This is a genomic window from Streptacidiphilus jiangxiensis (assembly GCF_900109465.1).
Classification (GTDB): domain Bacteria; phylum Actinomycetota; class Actinomycetes; order Streptomycetales; family Streptomycetaceae; genus Streptacidiphilus; species Streptacidiphilus jiangxiensis.
This window is the reverse complement of sequence record NZ_FOAZ01000020.1, coordinates 166,133-189,147: the sequence shown is the minus strand read 5'-3', so window position 1 is coordinate 189,147 and position 23,015 is coordinate 166,133. Positions and strand designations below refer to the sequence as shown.

The 23,015-nt window shown below is 75.1% G+C and carries 16 protein-coding genes and 1 CRISPR repeat array; of the genes, 14 read left to right on the top strand and 2 right to left on the bottom strand.

The window, feature by feature from the left end; genetic code table 11:
* Positions 1 to 238 precede the first annotated feature (238 nt).
* On the top strand, positions 239 to 910 hold the full coding sequence (locus tag BMY61_RS32325) for a hypothetical protein (protein ID WP_143094629.1): 672 nt from the start codon (positions 239 to 241) through the stop codon (positions 908 to 910).
* A gap of 448 nt (positions 911 to 1,358) precedes the next feature.
* Here BMY61_RS32325 and BMY61_RS48025 read toward each other — a convergent pair whose 3' ends face one another.
* Positions 1,359 to 1,721 carry a hypothetical protein gene (locus tag BMY61_RS48025; RefSeq protein ID WP_042446552.1) on the bottom strand — a complete coding sequence of 121 codons (363 nt, stop codon included), beginning with the start codon at positions 1,719 to 1,721 and terminating at the stop codon, positions 1,359 to 1,361.
* A 12-nt stretch (positions 1,722 to 1,733) separates the two neighbouring features.
* On the opposite strand from BMY61_RS48025, the gene BMY61_RS32315 reads away from it, so the two are divergent.
* The 13 genes from BMY61_RS32315 to BMY61_RS32255 all read left to right on the top strand — a co-directional run bounded on the left by BMY61_RS32315 (position 1,734) and on the right by BMY61_RS32255 (position 20,598).
* Positions 1,734 to 2,591 carry a HEAT repeat domain-containing protein gene (locus BMY61_RS32315; RefSeq protein ID WP_052438623.1) on the top strand — a complete coding sequence of 286 codons (858 nt, stop codon included), beginning with the start codon at positions 1,734 to 1,736 and terminating at the stop codon, positions 2,589 to 2,591.
* 168 nt (positions 2,592 to 2,759) lie between these two features.
* Positions 2,760 to 4,064, top strand: coding sequence for an IS256 family transposase (locus BMY61_RS32310; protein ID WP_042446555.1), 1,305 nt, complete (start codon positions 2,760 to 2,762; stop codon positions 4,062 to 4,064).
* A gap of 94 nt (positions 4,065 to 4,158) precedes the next feature.
* Positions 4,159 to 5,163: direct repeats of the CRISPR family, unit length 29 nt; unit sequence CTGCTCCCCGCGCCCGCGGGGATGGTCCC.
* A 761-nt stretch (positions 5,164 to 5,924) separates the two neighbouring features.
* A complete protein-coding gene (locus tag BMY61_RS32305) occupies positions 5,925 to 9,749 on the top strand; it encodes a CHAT domain-containing protein (RefSeq protein ID WP_042446559.1) in 3,825 nt (1,274 codons plus the stop codon).
* A gap of 372 nt (positions 9,750 to 10,121) precedes the next feature.
* Positions 10,122 to 11,102 (top strand): hypothetical protein, encoded by a 981-nt coding sequence (locus BMY61_RS32300; protein WP_143094628.1) that lies wholly within the window; start codon positions 10,122 to 10,124, stop codon positions 11,100 to 11,102.
* Positions 11,099 to 12,121 carry a hypothetical protein gene (locus BMY61_RS32295; RefSeq protein ID WP_042446565.1) on the top strand — a complete coding sequence of 341 codons (1,023 nt, stop codon included), beginning with the start codon at positions 11,099 to 11,101 and terminating at the stop codon, positions 12,119 to 12,121. Before BMY61_RS32300 ends, BMY61_RS32295 begins: the two co-directional genes overlap by 4 nt.
* Entirely contained in the window at positions 12,118 to 13,014 is an 897-nt protein-coding gene (locus BMY61_RS47200; RefSeq protein WP_042446569.1) for a hypothetical protein, read from the top strand. Before BMY61_RS32295 ends, BMY61_RS47200 begins: the two co-directional genes overlap by 4 nt.
* Positions 13,011 to 13,985, top strand: coding sequence for a DUF3419 family protein (locus BMY61_RS47195; protein ID WP_042446573.1), 975 nt, complete (start codon positions 13,011 to 13,013; stop codon positions 13,983 to 13,985). The genes BMY61_RS47200 and BMY61_RS47195 overlap by 4 nt, the downstream gene beginning before the upstream one ends.
* Positions 13,982 to 15,499, top strand: coding sequence for a GNAT family N-acetyltransferase (locus BMY61_RS32280; RefSeq protein ID WP_052438624.1), 1,518 nt, complete (start codon positions 13,982 to 13,984; stop codon positions 15,497 to 15,499). The genes BMY61_RS47195 and BMY61_RS32280 overlap by 4 nt, the downstream gene beginning before the upstream one ends.
* Positions 15,496 to 16,257 (top strand): glycosyltransferase family 2 protein, encoded by a 762-nt coding sequence (locus BMY61_RS32275; protein WP_075004152.1) that lies wholly within the window; start codon positions 15,496 to 15,498, stop codon positions 16,255 to 16,257. Before BMY61_RS32280 ends, BMY61_RS32275 begins: the two co-directional genes overlap by 4 nt.
* On the top strand, positions 16,244 to 17,266 hold the full coding sequence (locus BMY61_RS32270; protein WP_075004151.1) for a hypothetical protein: 1,023 nt from the start codon (positions 16,244 to 16,246) through the stop codon (positions 17,264 to 17,266). Before BMY61_RS32275 ends, BMY61_RS32270 begins: the two co-directional genes overlap by 14 nt.
* On the top strand, positions 17,263 to 18,246 hold the full coding sequence (locus BMY61_RS32265) for a hypothetical protein (protein ID WP_042446582.1): 984 nt from the start codon (positions 17,263 to 17,265) through the stop codon (positions 18,244 to 18,246). The genes BMY61_RS32270 and BMY61_RS32265 overlap by 4 nt, the downstream gene beginning before the upstream one ends.
* Positions 18,236 to 19,432 carry a UbiA family prenyltransferase gene (locus BMY61_RS32260; RefSeq protein WP_042446585.1) on the top strand — a complete coding sequence of 399 codons (1,197 nt, stop codon included), beginning with the start codon at positions 18,236 to 18,238 and terminating at the stop codon, positions 19,430 to 19,432. The genes BMY61_RS32265 and BMY61_RS32260 overlap by 11 nt, the downstream gene beginning before the upstream one ends.
* Positions 19,429 to 20,598 (top strand): polyprenyl synthetase family protein, encoded by a 1,170-nt coding sequence (locus BMY61_RS32255; RefSeq protein ID WP_042446588.1) that lies wholly within the window; start codon positions 19,429 to 19,431, stop codon positions 20,596 to 20,598. The genes BMY61_RS32260 and BMY61_RS32255 overlap by 4 nt, the downstream gene beginning before the upstream one ends.
* Here the strand turns inward: BMY61_RS32255 and BMY61_RS32250 are convergent.
* On the bottom strand, positions 20,493 to 22,910 hold the full coding sequence (locus BMY61_RS32250) for a tetratricopeptide repeat protein (RefSeq protein ID WP_042447000.1): 2,418 nt from the start codon (positions 22,908 to 22,910) through the stop codon (positions 20,493 to 20,495). The genes BMY61_RS32255 and BMY61_RS32250 overlap by 106 nt on opposite strands.
* Between the last annotated feature and the right edge of the window lie 105 nt (positions 22,911 to 23,015).

The following is a 23,015-nucleotide window of genomic DNA, read 5'->3' as shown; positions in this document are numbered from 1 at the left end:
CTTGTGGACGTTCACATCCTCGCGCCCCTCAGCCTCGCATGATCACAAAACGGATAGACAGGCTGAACGACGCCGCCCTGGGCGAGGGGGTCTCATGGGATTATCTGGGCCGTTGTTTACGTGGAGGCTGCCATGGTGGCCCCCGGATCTGGAGCGCCTTGCCCGCACACGCGAATTCCGCGAGAACCGGTCGGCGGCTGGGGGTTGGATCGAGCGGCAGTTCGCGCCCCTGCGCGCGGTGCCCTGGCTGGATCCGGCGGCGGCGTACGTCTACGACTACGGCACCTCGATACCTGGCCGCGGCGCTCGATGGCATGTGATGTCCGGGAGCATCCTGCGCGTCGACGCCGGGGTCTATGCGCTGCCGCACTTCTACCGGCACGTCGCCGTGGTGTTCGGATTCGACGGCGATTTGTCCAGCCGGATCCTGGAGGTGATCAGGCTTGTCGAGCAGTCGGGTTGGCAGCTGCGCCTGCAGAACAGTCGACACCGGACCACTGATCGCCAGTGGCCCGTTCGGGCGATTGCGGAGTCGAACGGCGCTGCGCTGGGATCGTGGGTTGGTCGGGAGAAACCTCCGTGCCTCGCGCAGGGGGGCGAGGGAACGCCGTGCTCAACGCAGGTGGTGTGGACCTCGCGTGATATCCCTGATCCGAATCCGGCCTACACCACTTTGAACACGCCGCCCTACATCCTCGGACGGAACGTTCCGGACGGTCCTACGTGGTCCGATCTGCCGCTGGAGTTCAGCGGCCCGCAGCCTCCGGTCGAGATCGGTGATTTCGCGGCGCCGGCCCTTGAGTCGCATGAGCACGCGGTGGCCGTGCTCGTCGAGCTCACATATTTTGTCTGTTGGCCGGGGCAACGGCCACGCGGCATTCCCAAGCGTTTGATTCCGAGGCCCTGGTGAGGCACCGGACTGCGATGATGCGCACACCGGACTGCGCTTCCGAACAGTTTGATCACCGCGCCATCACCACTTCACCCGGCGACTAACCGGAGATGCATCGCGGATCACGCGGGCCAGCCCGCCTGTCCCCGACCCAGAGGCGAATGGCAAATCGTTCAAAAACTCACGTTCCGCCTTCTGAGTGCGCCAGTGGTTCTGGCCTGAAGCCGGCACCATGCCCCCTCGGTCGTACATCGGCCCGCCGTTGGCTTCCCAAGCTCGGCGACAGCTTCGACGTGAGCTGCCCGGAGACCTGCTCGGCAAGGCGGATGCCGTCTGCGTTGAGGGTGAGGGCGCGGACGCGCTGCAGGCCGAGAGCGTCGTTGGGAAGGAATGGCTACAACCGGCTGGCTCACCGCCCGTCTCGGCACGATGAGCCAAAGGGAGGGCTGGTCTCAGCCAGCCTGGGCTACCCGCCAGCAATCGCCCGCACGCCCTGGGACAAGAGCCGCGCGGCGATGTGCCGGTCCAGGAGGCTCTCTGCGGCGACTAGGTCCGCGACCGCGTTCCCTGTGGCCAGTGCCTGCTTGGCGATGCTGGCTGCGGCCTCATAGCCGATGTGCGGGGTCAGTGCGGTGACCGCGCCGACCGATGTGGTGGCCTGCTGGGCGAAGCGCCGTTCGTTGGCGGTGATGCCGTCCACGCACAGGGTGCGCAGCACCGCGCATCCGTGGGTGAGCCATGCGGTGCTCTGCAGCAGGAGGTGGGCGATGAGCGGCTCGAACGCGTTGAGCTGCAGTTGGCCGTTGTCGGCAGCCATGGTGATCGACATAGGGTGAGCGGCATGCCGGGGATGGATCGGGATGAGGACAGCGCGGAGCGCGCCGCATTGCGCCGTGCGTTGGACGACCTGGATGCGGGACTGTTGGCAAGCGCCGAGCGTGAGCTCGGGGACCGCCGTCGGCTCGCGCCGTTGGTGGAGAGGCTGCGGACCCCGGCAGCGGCGTTCCTGCAGCCGGAACTGGAGCAGCGACTCGCGCATTACGTTGCTGCGGACGATTCCTTCGCGCGGGACCGCATCGCCCATGCCCTCGCCGGCGCCTGTGGCCAAGAAGCCCTGCCCGCCTTGCTGCGCGCGCGGGTGACCGATCGCAACGAAGACGGGGACACGCTGGAACGCGATGTCATCGATCTCTTCGAGGCCTGGCCGGAGACCGCATTGGAACTCTCCATGGCCTACACGGCCTCAGAGGATCCGGGGCTGCGGAAAGTCAGCTTGTGGGGCATGTGCTTCTTCGACTTGTTCGGGACCAAGTACTTCGATCTGGTCGCCGAGGCGGCCGGCGACCCGGACCCCGCGGTGCGCGCCGACGTGATGATCACCCTCGGCGCCAGCTTCGGCTTGGGTGATCCCGCGCGAGCCCTGACCATCCGCATCGCCGGCACATCCGATGCCGCACCCGAGGTCCGACGAGCAGCTGCGTCGTCCCTCTGGTTCGAAACAGATGAGGCGGCCACCGATGCCCTTCTCGCGTGTGCGAGCGATGCTGATGGCCTGGTGCGGTGTTGGGCCGCACTGGCGCTATCCCAAAGGCCGGCGCACAAAGCCCGCGCCGCGCTCGAAAGGCTCGCGACCGATGAGGATGCGAACGTACGCGATGTCGCGTGCCAAGCCCTCGCGCCTCCATCAAAGTGGCCGTGAACAGCCCTCGGGCTTCCGGGTCGATGCCGAGCGGCCGCACATATCGCCGGCCTGCCACGCCGTGAGCGCTCCGGGCCGCAGGCCCCACGGGACTGTCCTGAACTTTGTGGTTGGTCTGGTGTGACCCGAGATGGCATGAGATGACCTCTCTGCCGGGAAGGATCACCCATGGGCACCACGAACGAGCAGAGCCCCCACCAGAACGAGCACGAGGTGCAGACGGGGGCGGAGTTGGCACGAGCACTGGCCGAGCAGAACCGGGATCTGGCCGAAGACCTGATCGAACGCGCCCGCCGCGAGTGTCTGCAGTTGGTCGGGGAGAACGGGCTGCTGACCGGACTGGTGAAGCTGGTCCTGGAAGGCGCCCTGGAAGCCGAGATGGCCGAACATCTCGGCTACGAGAAGGGCGATTCGGCCGGCGCCGGGTCGGGCAACCACCGCAACGGCACCAGCCGCAAGACCGTGCTCTCCCAGGTCGGCCCGGTCCAGATCAATATCCCCCGCGACCGGGCCGGCAACTTCAACCCACAGATCGTGCCCAAGCACTCCCGCCGCGTCGACGGCTTCTCCGAGACCATCATCTCCCTCTACGCCAAGGGGCTGACGACCGGTGAGATCCAGGCCCACCTCGCCGAGGTCTACGACATCGAGGTCTCGCGCGATCTGGTCTCCCGCGCCACCGCTCAGGTCGCCCAGGAGCTGGCCGCTTGGCGCACCCGCCCGCTCGACCGGGTCTACGCGGTCCTGCTGATCGACTGCATCTACATCAAGATCCGCGACGGCGCCGTGGCCAACAAGCCCGTCTACATCGCGGTCGGCATCAACCTCGACGGCGACCGCGACGTGCTCGGCATGTGGGTCGGCACCGGCGGCGAGGGCGCCAAGCAGTGGATGACCTGGCTGACCGAACTGCGCAACCGCGGCGTCCAGGACGTCCTGATCGCCTGCTGTGACGGCTTGAAGGGCCTACCGGAGTCTATCAACGACGTGTGGCCCCAGACCGATGTCCAGCTCTGCGTCGTGCACATGGTCCGCACGAGCCTGCGTTACGCGGCCAAGCAGCACTGGGGCGCCATCGCCCGCCAGCTCAAGGAGGTCTGCACGGCCAAGACCGCCGACGAGGCCGAGCAGCGGTTCGCCCGCTTCGAAGAGGAATGGGGAGAGCGCTACCCGGCCGTGATCGACACCTGGCGCCGCAGTTGGGAGCACGTGATCGTCTTCATGCGGTTCCCCGCCCCGATCCGCCGCGTCGTCTACACCACCAACATGATCGAGTCCCTCAACGCGAGGTTCCGGCAGGCCTCACGCCGCCGCGGGCACTTCCCCGACGACGACGCGGCCCTCAAAGTCCTCTACCTCGTGATCCAGAACCCGATCAAGAACCACGCCAACGTCACCGGCCGGACCCAGTCCTGGAAGCAGGCCATCAACAGCCTCGCCGGCTACTACGGCGACCGCGTCACCGACCGCTAGACCAGACCGAGCACCTGATCACCCACAAAGGATCAGACACTCCCGGCCCCGGGGATGGTCCCGCCGACCGGCGGCGTTCGTCCGCCGCCCTCACCTGCTCCCCGCGCCCGCGGGGATGGTCCCTCGACCGGCGTGTCGTTCTCGGTGTCGATGACCTGCTCCCCGCGCCCGCGGGGATGGTCCCACCCACGGGGGAACCACCATGCCCCACACGGCCTGCTCCCCGCGCCCGCGGGGATGGTCCCTCGATCAAGCTGGTTGTTCAGTGGCTCACCGGCTGCTCCCCGCGCCCGCGGGGATGGTCCCTGCGTTTCGAACGTGCTCAGCTGGCCTTCGATCTGCTCCCCGCGCCCGCGGGGATGGTCCCGGCCGTCGCGCCCACCGCTCTCCCGCGAATCACTGCTCCCCGCGCCCGCGGGGATGGTCCCTCGGTGACCAACTGGGCGAACGTGTCGTCCTTGCTGCTCCCCGCGCCCGCGGGGATGGTCCCCGGCAGGCCTACGAGAACGGCTTCCGCCTGACCTGCTCCCCGCGCCCGCGGGGATGGTCCCGCCGCCCGGGCCGCCGAGGCGGCGCCGTGACCCTGCTCCCCGCGCCCGCGGGGATGGTCCCAGCCACGTGGGCATCTACGCGGGCGGCGGCCACTGCTCCCCGCGCCCGCGGGAATGGTCCCGCCGGCGAAAGCCCGGGCGCGCTGCAAGTCGGCTGCTCCCCGCGCCCGCGGGGATGGTCCCCACTGGTCACCGCGCAGCATAGGGACGTTCTGCTGCTCCCCGCGCCCGCGGGGATGGTCTCGTCCACCGCTCGCCGTCCCAACGCTCGACCAACTGCTCTCCGCGCCCGCGGGGATGGTCCCCCGTCGGACCAACACCCAAATCCGGGGGACGACTGCTCCCCGCGCCCGGGAGGATGGTCCCGGCCCCGGGGTAGGTCCCGGGTCCGGCCGAGCTGCTCCCCGCGCCTGCGGGGATGGTCCCGTGGTGGGGCGGAACATGGTTGACCCCCTCTCCTGCTCCCCGCGCCCGCGGGGATGGTCCCTGGTCCAACCCGGTACGGCACTGGGCGTGGGACTGCTCCCCGCGCCCGCGGGAATGGTCCCTACGCCGACCGCATCAGCCGTCTCGTCCTCCGCTGCTTCCCGCGCGCGGGGATGGTCCCTCGTAGCCGATCGCGAACAGGTCGGCCCGCCACTGCTCCCCGCGCCCGCGGGGATGGTCCCCAGGCCGCCGCCGCGCCCGCCGGCCCGTACTTCTGCTCCCCGCGCCGGCGGGGATGCTCCCCTCGGACAGGACATCGCCGTCGACACCCGGCTCTGCTCCCCGCGCCCGCGGGGATGGTCCCGGGTCGCGTCGCACTCGGGAGACGTACGAACACTGCTCCCCGCGCCCGCGGGCATGGTCCCGCGATCCCGGCCGCCCAGGCCGCGACGTAGGACTGCTCCCCGCGCCCGCGGGGATGATCCCAGGTGACGGGACAGGAAGCCCACCACGAGGATCTGCTCCCCGCGCCTGCGGGGATGGTCCCGTGAGCGCCTTCCCGCCCTTGCCGTCGCTGTCCTGCTCCCCGCGCCTGCGGGGATGGTCCCGTGAGCGCCTTCCCGCCCTTGCCGTCGCTGTCCTGCTCCCCGCGCCCGCGGGGATGGTCCACGACGACGGCCCGGAGGTCTGGGAGTACCGCACTGCTCCCCGCGCCCGCGGGGATGTTCCTTGGCCACGGTCAGCGGGTGGTGGGCGATGTTCTGCCCGCCGCGCCCGCGGGGATGGTCCCCAGTGGCACAAGACCTGGAACGCGATCCAGCGCTGCTCCCCCGCCCGCGGGGACGGTCCCGGTCCGGTGGCCCGTCTAGCTAGGCTGCGGCATGTGGAGGCCTACGAGTATCTGGTCCAGCTCCGCGACGGGCAGGCAGGCACCTCGGACCTGAAGGTGATGGAACAGGCCCTGGAGCTGCTCGCGCGCGCCGCACCCGCTGAGGAGGAGGCCTGGGAACGCCGCAAAAGGCTGCTAGCCGAGCTCGCCCGGCTATCCCTCGAGTCGCCGCACCGGGACGAGACGCCCGAGTTGGCAGCGCTGAGCATCGTGGCGGGCAGGGCGGCCTGCACCGCGCGCCCGGCGGCAGGGCCCGTTCATGCCACAGCCTGCACCAACCTGGCGCTGGCGCTGCTCGCATCGGCCGACCGCGGCCACAGCGCGCCGGGCGAGGAGGAAGCGTTGCGGGACGAGGCGAGGGACTGGTTGGAGGAGGCGCTGATGGCGCTGCCGCCGGACGACCCCGACCGCTGCGCGGTGTGGCTCGACCTCGCCGTGGTCATCGGTCGGCGCGACCCCGCGGCCGCGGTCGCAGCCTGCCGTGCGGCGCTGGCCGAGGCGCCGCCCGACAGCCCCCACCGTGCCACGATCGAGTCGACCCTGGCGTCCATGCAGCGCCGTGCCGGGACGACGGACCACGACGCCGTGATCGCCTGGGCCCGTGCGGCGCTGGCCGCCCTCGCGGACGACCATCAGGACCGGCCGCTGGCCGCCGCCCGCGTGGCGGCCGCGCTGCGCGCCCGTGCGGCCGAGGCGGCTGGGCCGCCTCCGGAGGAGGACCTGGCGGAGGCCGCCGACCTCCTGCGGGACGCAGCCGGTGCGCTCGCCCGGCAACCGGGCCGACGCCTCGAACTGGCGCAGGTGGTCGCCGAACTGGCGGCCGTTCTGCTCACCCTGCACCGAACCGACAGGAACGACGCGCTGCTCGACGAGGCCGTGCGCCGCGCGGAGGAGGTGGCCGCGCTCTTCGACGACGGCCCGGTGCTCTTCCCGGTGGCCGCGAACCTGGCCGCGTGCCTGCGCGAGCGGTACCGCAGGCGTTCGTCCGCACCCGATCTGGCAGCGGCGCAGTCCTGGGCACGCCGCGCCGTCGCGACGGCACCCGGGACGGGCCGGGGGACCGCCACAGCCCGGTACAACCTGGCCGTGGTCCTGCTGCACGAGTACGAGACCAGCGGCAGCCAGGACGTGCTGGACGAGGCCCTGCACCACCTCGCTGCGGCGCAGGCCGCGGCGCCCGACGACGCGCTGCGGGCCGAGGTGCAGTCCGGCTTGGCGGAGGCGATGCGGCGGCGCTACGTCCACGGCGGCTCGCATCGGGACCTGGCCCGTGGCGTCCTCGCGGCGCGCCGGGCGGTGCGGCTGGCCGGGGCCGGCCCGCGCCGGACGCGGCACCTGGGGCGGCTCTGCTCGCTGCTGCGCACCCGCTACGACGCGACCGGCCGGGCCGCCGACCTGGAGCTGGCGCTGACGCTCGGCCGGGCCGCGTTGGCCGCGTCTGCGCGCGGCGGCGCGCCGGAGGCACGCACCGCGTCCCTGGTCAGCCTGGCCCTGCTGCGCACCTTCGACCGCGCCGGCGACCGGCGGCAGCTCGACGAGGCCGTGGCCCTGGCCCGGAGGTCCGCCGCGCTCACCCCCGAGACGGCCACCGCCCGCCCGTCGCGGTTGCACAACCTCGCCAACGCCCTGCGGGTCAGGTTCGAGGTCGACCGCGAGGTCGGCGACCTCGACGAGGCCATTGGGCTGGTCCGCGCCTCGATCGCCGCCCCCTCGCGTGCGGCCGCCCGCCGGGAACTGGCCCTGGCCAACCTGGGAGCACTGCTGATCCGCCGCTTCGAGGCGGTCGGCGACCCGCGCGACATCGACCGGGCCATCGCCGCCCACGGCGAGGCGGCCAATGCCGCCGGATCGGACGGCCCCGCCTACGCCGGTCACCTCGCCGACCTCGGCCTGGCACTGTTCCGCCGTCACGAACTCACCGACGCGCCCAACGACCTGAACGCGGCCATCACCTGCGGCCGGGCCTGCCTGGACGCGGCCGGGGACGCCTCCCCGCAGCTGGCCGGGTTCCGGTCCAACCTGGTGGGCCCGCTGCTCGCGCGCCACCGACTCGCTGGTGCCCCCGAGGATCTGACGGAGGCGCTGGCGCTGGGCCGGTTGGCCGTCGACGCCGCGCTGCCCAGAGATCCCGCGCGGGCCGGCTATCTGCTGAACCTCGCCCGCGCGCTGGACCGGGCCGCGGAGGCCGAGCCGGACGGCGGCGCCGAAGACGCGGCCGAGGAGGCGGTCCGCGCTTACGCCGAGTGTGCCGACAGCGACACCGCCACCCCGCTGTGGCGGGCCGCTGCCGCGCAGGCCCAGGCGCAGTGCGAGGTCCGGCGGGGAGACCTGACGGCGGCCCAGGCCGCCTACGAACGGGCGATCGCGCTGCTGTCGCAGGTCGCCCACCGGGCCCTGGCCCGGGTGAGCGCGCAGGCCCAGCTGCGCCGGCTCACCGGGCTCGGAGCCGACGCCGCGGCGGTGGCCCTGCGGCTCGGGGACCCGGCCCGCGCCGTCGACCTGCTCGAACGCTCCCGCGGGGTGCTGCTCGGTCAGGGCCTGGACTACCGGCCGCAGAGCGGCACGGCCACGGACCGCCTGGAGGACTTCCGCCGTGTGCTGAGCACCGATGTCGCGCCGCTGGCGGACCCCTTCGGGGGACCGCTGCACCCGCTCAGCACGGCCGACCCCTGGGCGCCGCGGCGCGCCGCCGCCCGCGCCTGGCAGGATCTGGCAGGTCCCGAGGCCGCAGGGACGCCTGCGCGGCCCACCGCGCCGAAGGGCGGCGTCGTGGCGGTGGTCAACGCCTCCCGGCACGGCTGCGCCGCCCTGCTGGTGGCCGACGACGGCGCGGTGACGCCTGTGCCCCTGCCCGAGCTCACCCATGCCGACGCCGTGGCGTGGGCGAACACCATGCTGGACGCCGTGGACGCGGACGACTGGGACACGTCGCGCAAGCTGCGCGCGGTCCTCGCCGGCCTGTGGACGAGAGTCGCCGAACCGGTCCTGGACGCGCTCGGGGCCATCGGCCCGCCCCCGCCCGGAGCGGCCTGGCCACGGGTCACCTGGGTGCCGACCGGCCCGCTCGCGCTGCTGCCGCTGCACGCGGCCGGAGCGGACGGCCCGGACGAAGTCGGGGCGAGTGTGCTGGACCGCGTGGTCTCCTCGTACGCCCCGACGCTGCGGGTCCTGGCGCACGCCGCCGACGATCGCACGCCGGAGCAGGCCGGTTCCCTCGGCGCCGCCGCCGGACCGGCGCTCGCGGTCGGGGTCACCGAGGTGCCCGGTGAGCGCTCGCTCCCCCATGCTGCCCCGGAGGCCGAGGCCGTGCACGCCCACCTGCGTGCGGCCGGCCGGCCCGTGCGCGCACCCCTCCTCGACGCCGCCGCGACGCGGGCGGCGGTGTCCGAGGCACTGGTCGCGGCGAGTTGGGCGCATTTCGCCTGCCACTGCCTGACCGATCCGGCCGACCCGTCCGCGAGCGCCCTGCTGCTGCCCGACGGACCGCTCTCGGTACGGGACCTGGTGCAGGGCCGGCTGACCGGGGCTCACCTCGCCTACCTGTCCTCGTGCCGCAGTGCCTACGGCGGCGCGCGGTTGCCCGACGAGTCGCTGCACATCGCCGCCGCCCTGCAACTGGCCGGCTTCCGGCATGTCATCGGCACGTTGTGGCCGGTCGGGGACGACTGGTCGCACGAGGTCGCCTCCGCCCTCTACCCGCTGCTGACCGAGCCCGGCCGGACCCCGGCCGAGGCGGTCCACCACGGCGTCCGGGCGCTGCGTGACCGCTACCCGACCAACCCCCGGCTGTGGGCGGCGTATCTGCACTTCGGCGTGTGAGCCGTCGCGGCCGGGCCGCCGAACGCAGCGCCGCCGAACACCGGGGCACCGTCCCGCCGGACGCCGGACGCCGGACGCCGGACGTCCGAGAGCGTCCGAGAGCGTCCGAGTCGGACGTGACCGTGTTCCCGTCCGAGCCCGGCGGCGCGCTGTGATGGGCGGGTCCCGGTCACCGCACCGCGCGTCGCCTCCGTGGCACACGGTGCCGGACCGGGCCGGTCGACATCACGGAAGAGGTGCGTGCCCGTGCCCCAGCAGCCGTCCGCTGTTTCTCCCATACGTCCGCCACACCGATCGTGCCGGGCCGCCCTTCCCGGGCGCGGGCCCGCCGGTCGCGGCGGGCCCCCACAAGTCCGCAGCACCCTGCGGGGGTTGCGGGCGGCGCCCGCAGTACTGCTCGCGGCGGCACGCGACGCGGGTGCCTGCGGCCGGGCGTTCGACCGGGCGGTGGCCCCGGTCCTGGCGCGGCAGCCGGACACGGACACCGTCCACGCCGGGCTGCACGCCACGCTGAGGGCGTGGAGCGCCAAGGGCGGCCACCTGGTGGCCGCCTACTGCCGGGCGTCAGGCGTGCCGTTCACCCGGCACGCGGCCGAGGTGACCGCCCTCGGCTGCGCGTTCGCGCGCCTGTACGACGATCTCCTGGACGATTCTGCGGGCACTGGCTTCGCCGAGCGTGCGGGCCTCCTCTTCGCCCATCGGCCGTGGACCCCGGCCGGCCCGCTGGAGGCCCTGGCCGGTGACCTGTTCCACACCCTGGAGCGGCGCTTGGGGCGCCGTCCCGACGACCCGCTCTACGCGGCCCTGACCGCCGTGCACTACTACCAGTGCCGCTCCGCCCGCCAGACCTCGCCGCTGGTGACCCGGGCCGAACTGGAGGAGGTCACCTGGGGCAAGGGCGCGGCGACACTCACCGTCCTGTTCTCCCTCGCCCGGCCGCGGATGGGGGCTCAGGAACGAGCCGCCGTCGCCGAACTGGGCGCCGCCCTGCAACTGTGCGACGACCACCACGACCGGGACGCCGACGCCGCGCTGGGTATCGCCACCCTGCCGGGCGTCGGCGCCTGCGACCCGGCCGGACTCGTCGAGCGCCTGGCGGCAGCCCAGGCCCGGCTGGCCGGGGTGCACGGACCCCGTGCCGCCCGCCGCGTGGTGGACGAGGCCCACGTGTTCCTGCTGCTGAGCACGGTGGGGCGGGCCGCTTCGCGGTTGCGGGCCGCCGCCCGATCTGACGCACCGTCCCACGCGGCCGGCGCCCCCGGGAGCGCGGGCAGGACGCCCGGCAACGCGTGGGCCGCGTTGCTGCTACGGGGACGCAGCGCCGTCGCACCCGCCGACCGGAGAGGCGCATGAAGACCACCGACGCGCTGATCGACGTGTTCCGGCGGGGCGGGCTGCGCGAGGCCGCGAACGCCTACCAGCGAGCGACGCAACGAGGGCCGTTGGCCAGGGCGGGCGCGGCGGCGCTGGAGAACCTCGTGCCGGTGCGGGCGCTGTGCACGGCGCTGCTGCGCTACGACGCGGACGTCGGCGCCCACGGCATCGGCGCGGGCTCGCGGCGGATGCTGGAAGAGTGGGGTGTCCGACCACGCTACGAGATGCACCCGCGCACCTGGCAGGTGCTGGCCGAGGAGCCCTTCCTCGCCTTCGGCAACCACGCCTGCGGGCTGGAGCCCGCCCTGTTCAACGCGCTCCTGGTGCGCGAGGACGTGTACTTCCTGGCCGGCGACTTCGTCGCCTCGGTGGGCCCGCACCTGGCCCGGATGGTGCTGCCGCTGGCCCGCACCGGAGGCGGGGGGCCGGCGCCGCGCGGCGTGCGGGACCGCACGCTGGCGGCGGTGGAGCAGGCGGTCTGGCCGGTCCGCGACGACTTCGCCGCCCGCCGCGCCAACGCCGCCCAACTCGCCTGTGCGGCACGGCTGATCGCGGGCGAGGGCGGCGGCGTCCACCTGTTCCCGAGCGGCTCGCTGCAGCAGGACGCGCCCTGGCGCCCGGGCGCCGGACACCTGGTCCGACTGCTGCTGCGGGCCAGGGCGGCCGAGCCCGGCGGACGCCCGGTGCACCTGGTGCCGATGGTCTACGGCGTGCGGGACGCCCATCTGCTCGCCTCCCGGCTGCCCGGACCGCGCTCCGCGCTTCGGGCCGCCGCCCGGCTGCGCCTGGCCTACGCCGACCCCGGCCCGTACGTCTACGCCGACGCCCCCGTCCCGCTGGACGCGTTGACGCCAGCTGGGCCGACCGGCGCGGCGACGGCCGTCGAGCTGACCGCGCGGCTGCACCGGATCTGGGCCGAGGCACGGGACAACGCCGCGCGCGCGATCCCCGGCTGGCGCGCGGCCCCGGCGGAACTGCGTCCCGAGGGCACACGATGACGCCGGACCCGCTGCGAGTGCGCGCCGTGATCGAGGCGTCCGGCCCGCAGGCCGTGACGGTCGCGCTGCCCCTGCGGCAGCCTGGCACCACCGCCTACCTCGGGCGTCTCGCGTGCGGACTGGTCGTCAAGTTCCTCGCGGTGGACGACCTTCGGCGCGCCCTGCGGACCCGGTCGGGGTCGGCTCCGGGAGGCGGGCTCCGCGAGCCGCGCTGGGCCGCGCCGCTGCGCCGGGCGCCATGGCCGGACAACCCGTTCCGGCCGGACCGGGCGCGCGCGGACCGGCTGCGTCGTGGGCACGACCGCGCCGTCGCGGTTCTCGGCACGGTCACCCGGGAGACGGCGGAAGCCGCCGTGCGCCACACCGTTCCCGGCCTGCCCGGCGGTCTTCGGCGGATGGTGGTGTCCGCCGCGTTCGGCGATGGGCCGGTACTCGGGCTGGTCCCGGAGCCGTCCCGGCCGACCGTGGCGTCCTTCCCGGACCTGGGCGTCGCCGACGTGCCCGCGCTGCTCCAGCAGGACGCCGGCCCGCGGGCCGTCCGGCTCGCTCCGGCGGAACCCGATCCGGCCACCGCCGCCGCGGTCGCCGTGCTGCTGTGCCTGGCCCAGCTCATGGCCGACCGCGACGGCATCGGTCTGGATCTGGTCCCGCGCGCCGACCGGCGCGGCCTGTACCTGCCGAACGTGCTGGTCCGCCGCGAGGGTGGCGGCCCCGCCTACGTCGACTTCTTCGGGCTCGGCGACCCGGACGGCTGCCTCGTCGAACGCTGCGGCCACCGCGCGCTCTACCGGGGGCCGCGCCTGCTCGCCGCCCTCGCCGCGAACGCCACCCGTGCCGCTGCCCCCAGCGCTGCCTCCGCCCGGGGCGCGGCCCGACCCGAGGGACGACGATGAGACCCGACACCACACCGGAGCCCACCGTCCCGCAGCCTCTGCGGTACCACGGACCCGACCGGCTCCGGGCCTCGCGACGCCTGTACCGACGCCTCAACGCGCTGGTCAGCCCGGTGGCCTTCTCGGCGACGCTGGAGGACCCGCGCACCGTCGACACCGCGCTCGCGGTCGCCCCCGGCCAGCACGTGGTCACGCTCGCCTCCGGGGGCGACATCCCGCTCGCGCTGCTGGGCCGCGCCCCCGGGCGGGTCACCGCCGTCGACCTGTCCGCCGCCCAGCTCCACCTGACCGAACTCAAGCGCACCGCCGCCATGCAGCTGCCGTACCCGGGGTTCCGCGACCTGCTCGGCCTCGCCCCGGACCCCGATGCGGCCCTGGCCGCCTACCACGAGGTACGGCCCGCGCTCCCGGTCGGCACTCGCGTCTTCTGGGACCGGAACGCCCGAATGATCACCGCTGGGCTGGTCTGGCAGGGGGCCGTCCCGCGCCTCGCCACCGCCGGGGCTCCGCTGTGGCGGCCCCTCGCCTGGCGGTCCCCGGACCGCTCGGCCCTGCTGACGCGTCGTCACGCCGCGGGCGAGAGGGCTGAGCTGCTGCCCTGTCCGCCGGAGGAGCTCTACCCGGCCCTGTCCGCCCACGCGCACCGCATCCAGCTGGTCCACACCGACCTGCGCCATCACCTCCGCGACCAACCCGACGCCGGCGTCGACCGGTTCGCCCTGTCGAACATCGCCGACTGGGTCACCCGGCCCGGCTGGCACGCGCTGCTCACCGAGGTCGCCCGCACCGCCGCGCCGGGCGCCCGAGTGCTGGCCGGCTCACGGCACCGACGTCTGGACGTCCCCGCCGACCTCGCCGACCGCTTCAAGCCCGACGACCGTCTCCGGCGCTCGCTGCTGGTGGGCGACCGGGTCCGCTACTTCCGCAGCCTCCTCGTCCTCGTCGTGCGCACCCCGGGAGACCCTCGATGAACCCGCCCCGCCACGCACCCGTCACGGCACCGGAACCCCTCACCGTAAGCGCGGCACCCGCCGAACCGCACCGCCGCCAGGCGCTGGTGGCCACCGTCCACCGCACCCTGCGCGACGATCCCGCCCTCGCCCCGCGCAGCCGCGCCCAGCTCGCTCGCGCCTGCGACACCGGCCGGCTGCTGCTGGCCACCACCGCGTCCGGGGAGACCGCCGGGTGGCTGCTGTGCGTCCCGCACCGCGACGGCGTCACCCAGGAGCTCGCGGGTCTCTACGTCCACCCCGCGTTCCGGGGTCGCGGGACGGCGCGGTTGCTGTTCGAGGCGGCCCTGCCGCAGGCCCGTACCAGCCTGTGCGTGACCGGACCGCGGCTCGCCCAGCACCTGGTCCGCGAGTTCGGCTTCCGCCGCATCGGACCGGGCGGCCTGAGCCTCGCGCAGTGGCGCGGCCTGTTCGCGGACCGGCTGCGGCCGGACCGGCTGGGCGGGCTGCTGAGCGCCGCGCCGCGCCCGCGTGCCCTGGTGCTGCTGCGCAGCGACGCGGGCGCGCGGCACGAGCCGTGCCCCGGATGCCGTCTCCCGGTCGACGACCGGCAAGCGTTCACCGCCACCGACCGCGCCTTCGGCAGCGGCGCGCTGAGCCGCTACGCCGGCTGCCCGCACTGCGGTCACCTCCGCCGGCTGGAGCCGGACGGCGGAGCGGACAAGGCCACGCACAACGACGGGCCGGTCATCCTGGCCGAGCCCCAACTCCCCTTCGTCACCGCGGTCATGGACAGCCCCGCGGTGGCCCGCCTGGTCTACCGGCCGCGAGCCCGCTGGCTTGCCCGCCGCCACCGACTCGGCCAGGGCAGGCGCGTCCTCGACGTGGGCTGCGGCACCGGGGGTCTGCTGCGCGCGCTGGCCGCGACGGGCGCGGAGGGCGAGGGCGTCGAGGTCGACCCGGCGCTCGCGGGCCAGGCGCGCCGCGCCGGGCTCGCCGTGCACGACGGCGACTTCGCGCGGTTCCGCACCAGCGACCGCTACGACGCCGTCACCCTGTTCCACGTCGTCGAGCACGTCGCCGACCCCGAGGCCGTGCTGCGCCGCGCCGTCGACCTGCTGGTGCCGGGCGGCGTGCTGTGCGTGGAGACACCGGTGACCGGCGGGCTGGCCGGGCGCCTGTTCGGCTCGCGCTGGTTTCCGCTGCTGCCTCCCTTCCACCGGCACGTCCACTCTCCCGCCTCGCTCGCGGCGACGCTGCGCCGCGCCTGTCCGGGGGCGCGCGTGCTGGCTTCCCGGCCGGTCTACCTGCCCGGCGAGTACGCCGCCTCGGCCGCGCTGCTGTTCGAGGCCGCGTTGCCCCACCCGCACCAGCGGCGCCGGCTCGGCGCCGTACGGGCCACGGCCGGCTGCCTGGCCGCCGCCGTGGCCGTCGCGCTCGTCCTGCCGCTGGAGGTCGCCTCCGGGATGCTGCACCGCCTTCTCCCGCTCGCCGGGCACCACCGCGTCCTGCTCAGAAAGGAAGGCCCCGCGTGAACTCCCCTACGGCAACCGGCGAAACGGACCGGCCGCACGTGTCCGTCGTCGTCCCTGCCTTCAACGAGGCGTGCTTCCTGCCGCGCTGCCTGGGCTCGCTGCACCACTCCGCACTGCGCTTGGCCGACATCGGCGGCGCCGTGAGCTGCGAGATAGTCGTCGCCGACAACGCCAGCACGGACGCCACCGCCGAAACGGCGCGCGCGTTCGGCGCGCGGGTGGTCCAAGTGCCGCGGCGCGGCGTCGCCCGCGCCCGCAACGCCGGCGCCCGCGCCGCCCGCGGCGACCTGCTGGTCTTCGTGGACGCGGACTACCGGGTCCCGCTCGGCTTCCTGACCGGGATCACCGCCCGCTTCGGCGCCGAGCCCACGTTGACCGCCGCCGGGGTGCGCGTGGAGCTCGAACCCGCCGAGATCGATCCGCTCACCCGCTTGTGCGCGCACGGCGCGCTGCGCCTGCTCACCCGGGTCAAGCGGATGTCCTTCGGCGTGCTGGCGGTGCGCGCCGGCTACTTCGCCTCGGTCGGCGGTTACCGGGAGGATCTGTACGCCTACGAGGACGTCGCCTTCCTGGAGCAGTTGCGGGCCGACGCCCGCCGCGGCCGGGCCCGGTGGGCGCAGTTGGACGGCATCACCGTGCACGCCTCGCCGCGCGGTTTCCACCGCGGCGGGATGCTGTCCACCTACGCCCTGATGGCGGTCTCCCGGCGGGCCAGGACCGACCTGACGCGATGCGGCTACTGGTATGAGCGCCGCTGACCGCCCCGGCACCGACGCCGCGCGCCGGAACGTGCGCGGGAACGTGCGCCGGCTTCTGCGTCTCCCGGGGCTGGCCGTCCGGCTGCTGCCCGCGCTGCCCGGCGTCAACGCCGACTGCGACGCCCTGGCCGCCGCCTACACCGGGACCGTGGCACCGCTGCTGCCCGAGGGCGGCGATCCGCGCCTCGCCGACCGGCTTCTGCCCTGGGCCGTCCAGGGCGGACTGCTGCTCGTCCGTCACGCACGGCTGACCGGTCACACCGTGGACCCGGCGACGGCGGTGCTCGCGGGCGCGTTCACCCGCCTGTACGACGACGCTCTGGACGAGCACGCCGGTCCGTCGGCCGCGGACCTCGTAAACGACTGGCTCGCAGCCCCGGCCGCCGCCGACGCGCCCTTGCCCGGCCCGGCGCCCGGACCCGGCGCCGCCCGCGCCGCCGCGTCCCTGTTCCGGGCGCTGCGCGCTCGGACCGACCCGGACCGCCACCGCACCGCCTACGCCGCGCTGCCGGCCCTGCACGCCGCCCAGCTCGCCTCCGTCCGCCTCACGGCGAACGGACGCGACGCCGCGGGCCGCGCCGACGCGGCAGCGCTGCTCGACGCCTCGCGCACGAAGGGCGGCCTGGGCATGCTCGTGCTCGGCGGCCTGGTGCAGCACGCACCGTCCGCGGCCCAGCGCGAAGCCCTGCTGGCCCTCGGCGCCTTTCTCCAGCTCGTCGACGACTACCAGGACCGGGCCGTCGACCTGCGGGCCGGGGTGATGACCGCGGCCACCCTCGACGCCCTGCCGCTACGGCTGCTCCACGAGGAACTGGACGCCCTCGACCGGCGCCTGACGTCACTGTACGGCCCGCGCCGGGCCAGGCCCTTCGTCGACGGCCTGACCTGCTGGCTGTACCTGACCGCGCTGGCCCGGCTGGTCGGCCGAGGCGCGGTGCCCGCCCCGGAGCGGCCGGTCCGGCCGCCCTCCGTCCCCACCCTCTTCGCCCGCCGCGAGGTGATCCGATGACCGGCCCCGGCCCGACCCCCCGCACCCTGCCCTGGCGCACCGCCAACCACGAATGCGCCAGTGCCGCCGCAGAGCTGACGCTCCTTCGGACGTCCTTGCTGCATCGCCTGGACTTGTACCTCGACGACGCCGAGGAGCGTCACCTCACCCACACCGTCCAACGGATCAACGCGCTGCTGTTCCTGTACGCCACCGTGCGCCGCGCGCCCCACGACACCCGCCTGGGCGTCCTGCTCGGCGCCGTCACCCACCTGCTCGACCACGCCTACGACCGACGCGCCGCATCGGCGCGGCAGTTGGACGCGCTGGAGGAGGTGGTCCTCGGTACCCGGCGGCCCGACCCGGACGACCCCTGGGAAAGCGTCCTGGGCGAACTCGCCGCCCGTTGCTGGCAGTCGGTCGCGGACCCGGCCGCGATCCGGGCGCACCTGGAGCGGATGATCACCACCCAGCGGCGCTCGCAGGCCCAGACGCAGGCGCCGGACCTGCCATCGGCGGCCCTGGCCGAGCTGACCCGCGACAAGGGCCACCACTCGGTGTGCCTGTACTTCGCCGCCGTCAACCCGGCCTTCGGCGCCGAGGAGGAACGCGCCCTGCGCTCGTTCGGGTCGTACCTCCAGTACATGGACGACCTGGAGGACCGCCTGGAGGACCGCGCGGACGGCCGCGTCTCGCTGGTCGGCCCGCTGCCCGCCGCCCTGGCCGAGGCGGGCCACCGGTTCGCCGTCGCCCGCCGCGACCTGACGGCCTTCTACGGACGCGGGCCGGGCCATCGGCACCGGACGCTGCTGGCCTGGCTGGTCCTCTTCCACGCCGGCGTGGTCGTTGGCGCCGTATTCGAGCACGCCACCCGGGCGTTGCCCGCGCCCGTGCCCGGCCTGCTCCGCCGCGGCCGCACGGCCCTGGCCACACGCTTCCCCTTCTTCGAGGTCGCGCCACTCGGCGCGACCCTGCCCTCAGGAGGACCCGATGACCACTGACCAGGCCTGGGAGGAGCGGCCCGCGCGCCGGTCCCGGCCCGCACCGCACCGACCGGGCGGCCCGGCCACCGCCACGGCCGCGCCCGTCCGGCACTACGTCGTCCTGTCCCGTCTTCCCGTCGCGGTCTTCACCTGGCTGCCCTATGTCGTCGGCGGGCTGCTCGCGCCGGGCCTCACCTGGGCGGGCTGGGCCCTGCTCGTCGCCGCCGGGACACTGCTCCAGGCCTTCGCCTGCCACGTCAACGACGTCACCGACGTCGCCTCGGACCGGATCAACCCGGCCCGGGTCCGCAGCCCGCTCGTGCGGGGCGAGGTCACCCCCGCGGTCGTGGCCGGCTGGGCGGCCACCGAGGCGGCCGTGCTCGTCGCCGCAGACTGGGCCTTCGCGCACGGCGCGGCCGCCCGGGTCGGGCTCGCGGGCGTCGTGGTGCTCACGGCCTGGCTCAACATCCTGCAGAAGGCCCAGGGGCCGGGCTCGCCCCTGCTGTGGGACTACCTCTTCGGCGTCGCCATGGCCGCGCCGCTCCCGCTCGTGGCGCTGGCCAGGGGGGTGCGGCCGGGCGCGGCCGCCTGCCTGATGGCGGTCGCCTTCCTGTTCCACATGGTCGCCACCAACAGCTCGGTGGGAAACCTCAAGGACATCGCCACCGACCGCTCGGCCGGGTCGCGCACGACCGCCCTGGTCCTCGGGGTCCACCCCACGCGCGACGGCGCCTTCCACTTCCCGCGCCGCTACCTGGCCTTCGTGCTGTCCGCCCAGGCGGGAGTGGTCGCCGCGGTCACCGCGGCGACGGCGGTGCTGGCCGCCGACGGCTGGACGGCCCGCCAGACCTGGCTGGCGTCGGCCGCCGACGTGCTCGCGATGGCCTCGACCGTCGGCCTGGCCCGGCTGCTCCGGGGGGCCGGCCCCTTCGCCGACGTCTCCCGCTCCGAGCTGTCCGCACCGTCGCGTCGCGGGCAACTGCCGCCCGGCTGGCTGCGCAACGGCGGCTGGTCGTTCGGGAACACTCTCGCCTTCCTGCTGGGCTGCGCCGCGGTGCTGCCCGGCCGCTCCGCCGCCCTGATGGCGTCCGCCGTCGCAGCGTGGTTCGCGGCCGTGCTGGCGCTGGCCCGGCTGCGCGCCGTCCATACCCGGCGGGCTGCCCGCCGGTCGGCACGGACCATGGCCGAAGGGAGGCGGCCGTGACCTGGACGACGACGGCCGGGCCGATCGTCCCGGCGCCGCGCCCCGCCTCCCCGGCCGAGGTGCTCGGCCCCCTGGCGCTGCCCGCGCCCACCGCCGCGGCGCTGGAGGAGCTGCTGGCCGAGGCCGCCGCCAGCCCCTCGCCTGACCTGGCCGAAGCCCTGGCCCGCACCGTGCGGCGTCCCAGCAAACGGCTGCGGCCCGGGCTGTTGCTGGCCGTCGCCGAGCTCACGGGCACTGCCGCGGAGCCGGCACTGCTGCGCCGGGCGGCCGCCGTGGAACTGCTGCACCTGGGCTCCCTGGTCCACGACGACCTGATGGACCGCTCCCACGTGCGCGGCGGCGCGCCGACCGTCTACGCCACGCACCGCGCCGAGGGCGCCGTCGTGGGCGGGGACCGCCTGCTGGCGGCGGCCGGCCTGCTGCTCGCGGACGCCGGACCGGAGGTACACCGGGTCTGGCACCAGGCGTTCCTGGCCATGTGCGACGGCCAGGCCCTGGAGACCGCCCAGCGCCACCGCCTCGGCACGCCCGCCGCATACCTGCGCCAGGTCCACGGCAAGACGGCGGCGCTGATCAGCGCCGCCTGCGTGCTCGGCGCCCTGCCGGTGCGGGAGGCCGCGGGCGGCACGCGGCGCGGCGGCACGACGTCCGGACCGGGCGCCGCCCGGGCGCTGGCCCGCTACGGAGCCTGCTTCGGTGTCGTGTTCCAGATAGCCGACGACCTGGCCGACGTCCTGGCCACACCGGAGAGCTGCGGCAAGCCTGTGCGGCAGGACATCCCGCGCGGCGTCTACACCCTGCCGGTCCTGCTGGCCGCCCGCGGCGCCGGCGGGTCCGGGCTCGCCGGGGTGCTACGGGAGGACGCGGGCGACGCCGAGACTGCGCACGCCTACGAGACCGTGCGACGGCTCGGCGTGCCGCCGGCGGTGGCCGTCGCCCGGGCCTGGGCGGAGCGGGCCCGGCGGGCGCTGGTCGACGAGGGGTTCGCCGACCCGGCCGCGCGGCTGCTGGCCCGTCTGCCCGCCCACTACCTGGACGCCGCCCTGCCGGACGGGACTGCTCACTCCTGCGGCGGCGACAACGCGGTGAGCGCGGCCCGCGCGGCCGCGGTGCGCGGATGGTCCGGGCCCAGCACCCGGCGGCAGTCGGCCAGCAGCGCCCGGTAGGCCTCACGGCCGGGCCCGGCGCCCCGCGTGTCCGCGGTGAGCCGGGCGAGGTGCTGACGGGTCACCAGGGTGGCCGGGTGGCCGTCGCCGAGCGCGGCGACCCGCTCGGCCAGCACCTGCTCCAGCACTGTCCTGGCCTCGTCGTACCGACGCTGCTCGACCAGCACGAGGCCGATGTTGTTGCGACTGGTCAGGGTGTCCCGGTGCGCGGGGCCCAGCACCCGCTCCCGGGCCCGCAGCGTCCGGGAGAACCAGGCGTGCGCCTCCGGGAGCCGGCCCCGCTCGACCAGCGCCCGGCCGAGATAGTGCTGCGTGGTCAGGGTGTCGGGGTGGTCGGGGCCGAGCAGGCGGACCCTGGCGTCCAGCACGGCGCGCAGTTCGCGCTCCGCCCGTTCGGCGTCCCCTCGGCCCAGCCGGACGCGGCCGAGCTCGTGCTCCAGGGCGAGCACGTCCGCGTGGTCGCGGCCCAGCAGCCGTCGGCCGTCCGCCAGCCCCTGGGCCAGCATCCGTTCGGCATCCCGCAGCCGCCCGGCGGCCCGGCGGTGCCGTCCGGCCAGCAGCACCGGTGCCAGCAGCTGGTCGGGCAGGCGGACCAGACCTGACGCGTCAGCGTCGGCGAGCAGGTCCAGTGCCGCCCGTTCCTGCCCAGCCAGCGCCTCCAGCCCGGGCCAGGACTGCGGGTCGCGGCCGTCGCGCTGGCCCCCGGCCGCCACCAGCAGGGCCGTCAACAGCGCGACATGGGCATCCAGCTGTCCGCGCACCTCGGGTGCGTCGCGGAAGCAGCGCCGCACCAGCGGCGGCACCTCCACCAGCTCGTCCGGCTGCTCCCGGTAGCGGGTCACGAGCCCCACATCGGTCAGGGCGTCCAGGACCTCGCACAGCCCGAGCGCCGTCAACCCCGGGAACAGTGGGGAGGCCGCCAGCAGGTGTGGCCGCAGCAGTGCCGCCCACGAGACGGGACCGGGCGCCAGGCACGCCAGCAGGTGCAGCAGGGGCCGCGCGGCGAAGTGGCCGCGACGTTCCAACTGTGCCAGTGCCACCCGCCAGCCCACGCCCGTCCCCTCGAAGCCCGGCCAGGCGCCGGAGCCGCCCAGCGCGCCGCCGTCCAGGGCGGCCGCGTAGGCCGCGAAGGTGCGCGGGGTCGCCTGATCGGCGAACCCGGCGGGCACCCGGGCCGCCGCAGCCAGCGCGCCACCGACCAGGCGCAGCCCCAGCGGCAGACCGCCCAAGCGCCGGGCCAGTGCCTCGGCCTCGGCCGCGTCGCCCGCGTCCGGTGCCAACTCTCGCAGGACGCGGGCGGCATCGCCCGAGTCCAGGGGGTGCACCCGGTGGGTGGTGAACCAGCCGCGCCGCGCCGACACGCTGGACCGCGCCCCCAGCCAGGTGTGGCCGTCACTGGTGGTCAGCAGCACCGTGCCCTGCCCTGTGGGCGCCGCGCGGACCCACCCCGTGCCGTCCGCGGCGGGGCCGCTGCCCGGCGCGAGCACCGTGTCGGTGTCGTCGGCCCCGTCGAACACCAGCAGCCACGGCCCGCGCTGCGCGCCCAGCAGCCGCCACACCAGGTCGGGCAGACTGGCGTGCTCCAACTGCTGGCGGGACGCCCCGAGTTCGGCGGCCAGCGCGTACATCGCGTCGGCGGTCGCGTCGGCAGTGCGGGCTCCGGCCCACCAGACCCGGGCCCCGCGCCCCTGGGCGAGCCCGGCGACCGCGAGCGCCACCGTGCTCTTACCCACCCCGGCCAGCCCGTGCAGCACGTGCACGCGCGGTGACGCCCCCGGGCGCAGCGCGTCCGCGAGACGTCCCACGAGCGCGTCCCGCCCCCGCACCCTCGGCTCCCGGGCGAGCCGTTCCAACGGTGGACGGATGCTCGGCAGCACGTGCCGGGCCGGGCGGGCCACCGGCCGCACCGCCTCGGCCGCGCGCGGCCCGACCAGGCCGACAGATGCGGCGGGTGTCGGTAAGGTCGTCGGGGCGGCCGGTTCCGCGACCGGCCGCGGCCCGCCGCCCTCGTGCCGTAACCGGATCCACGCCTCGTGCCAACGGTCCATCTCCGGCCCGTCGGTGACCCCGCAGACCGCCAACACGCGCCGCAGCTTGGCCGCGTGCGCCGGCCCGGGCAGATGTGTCCCCGCGAAGTACCCGCTCAGGGTGCTGAGCGAGACCTGCGACCGCTCCGCCACACCGCGGATGCTGAGCCCGGCTCCAGCCCGCAGCCGGGTGAGCGCCCGCCCGAAGTCCGCGACGGTGGCGACGGTGTCCAACTCCGCACGGCCGAGCGAGCCCACTCCGCCCGCCTCGGAGTCGTCCTGCATGCCGCCTCCCCGCCCGGTCTGCCGCGGAAACCGCAGCGCAGGCGACAAGTCTTCCATAGCATGGCGATCGGAACGACTGTGTCACGATGGAACGTCAGCGGTCGG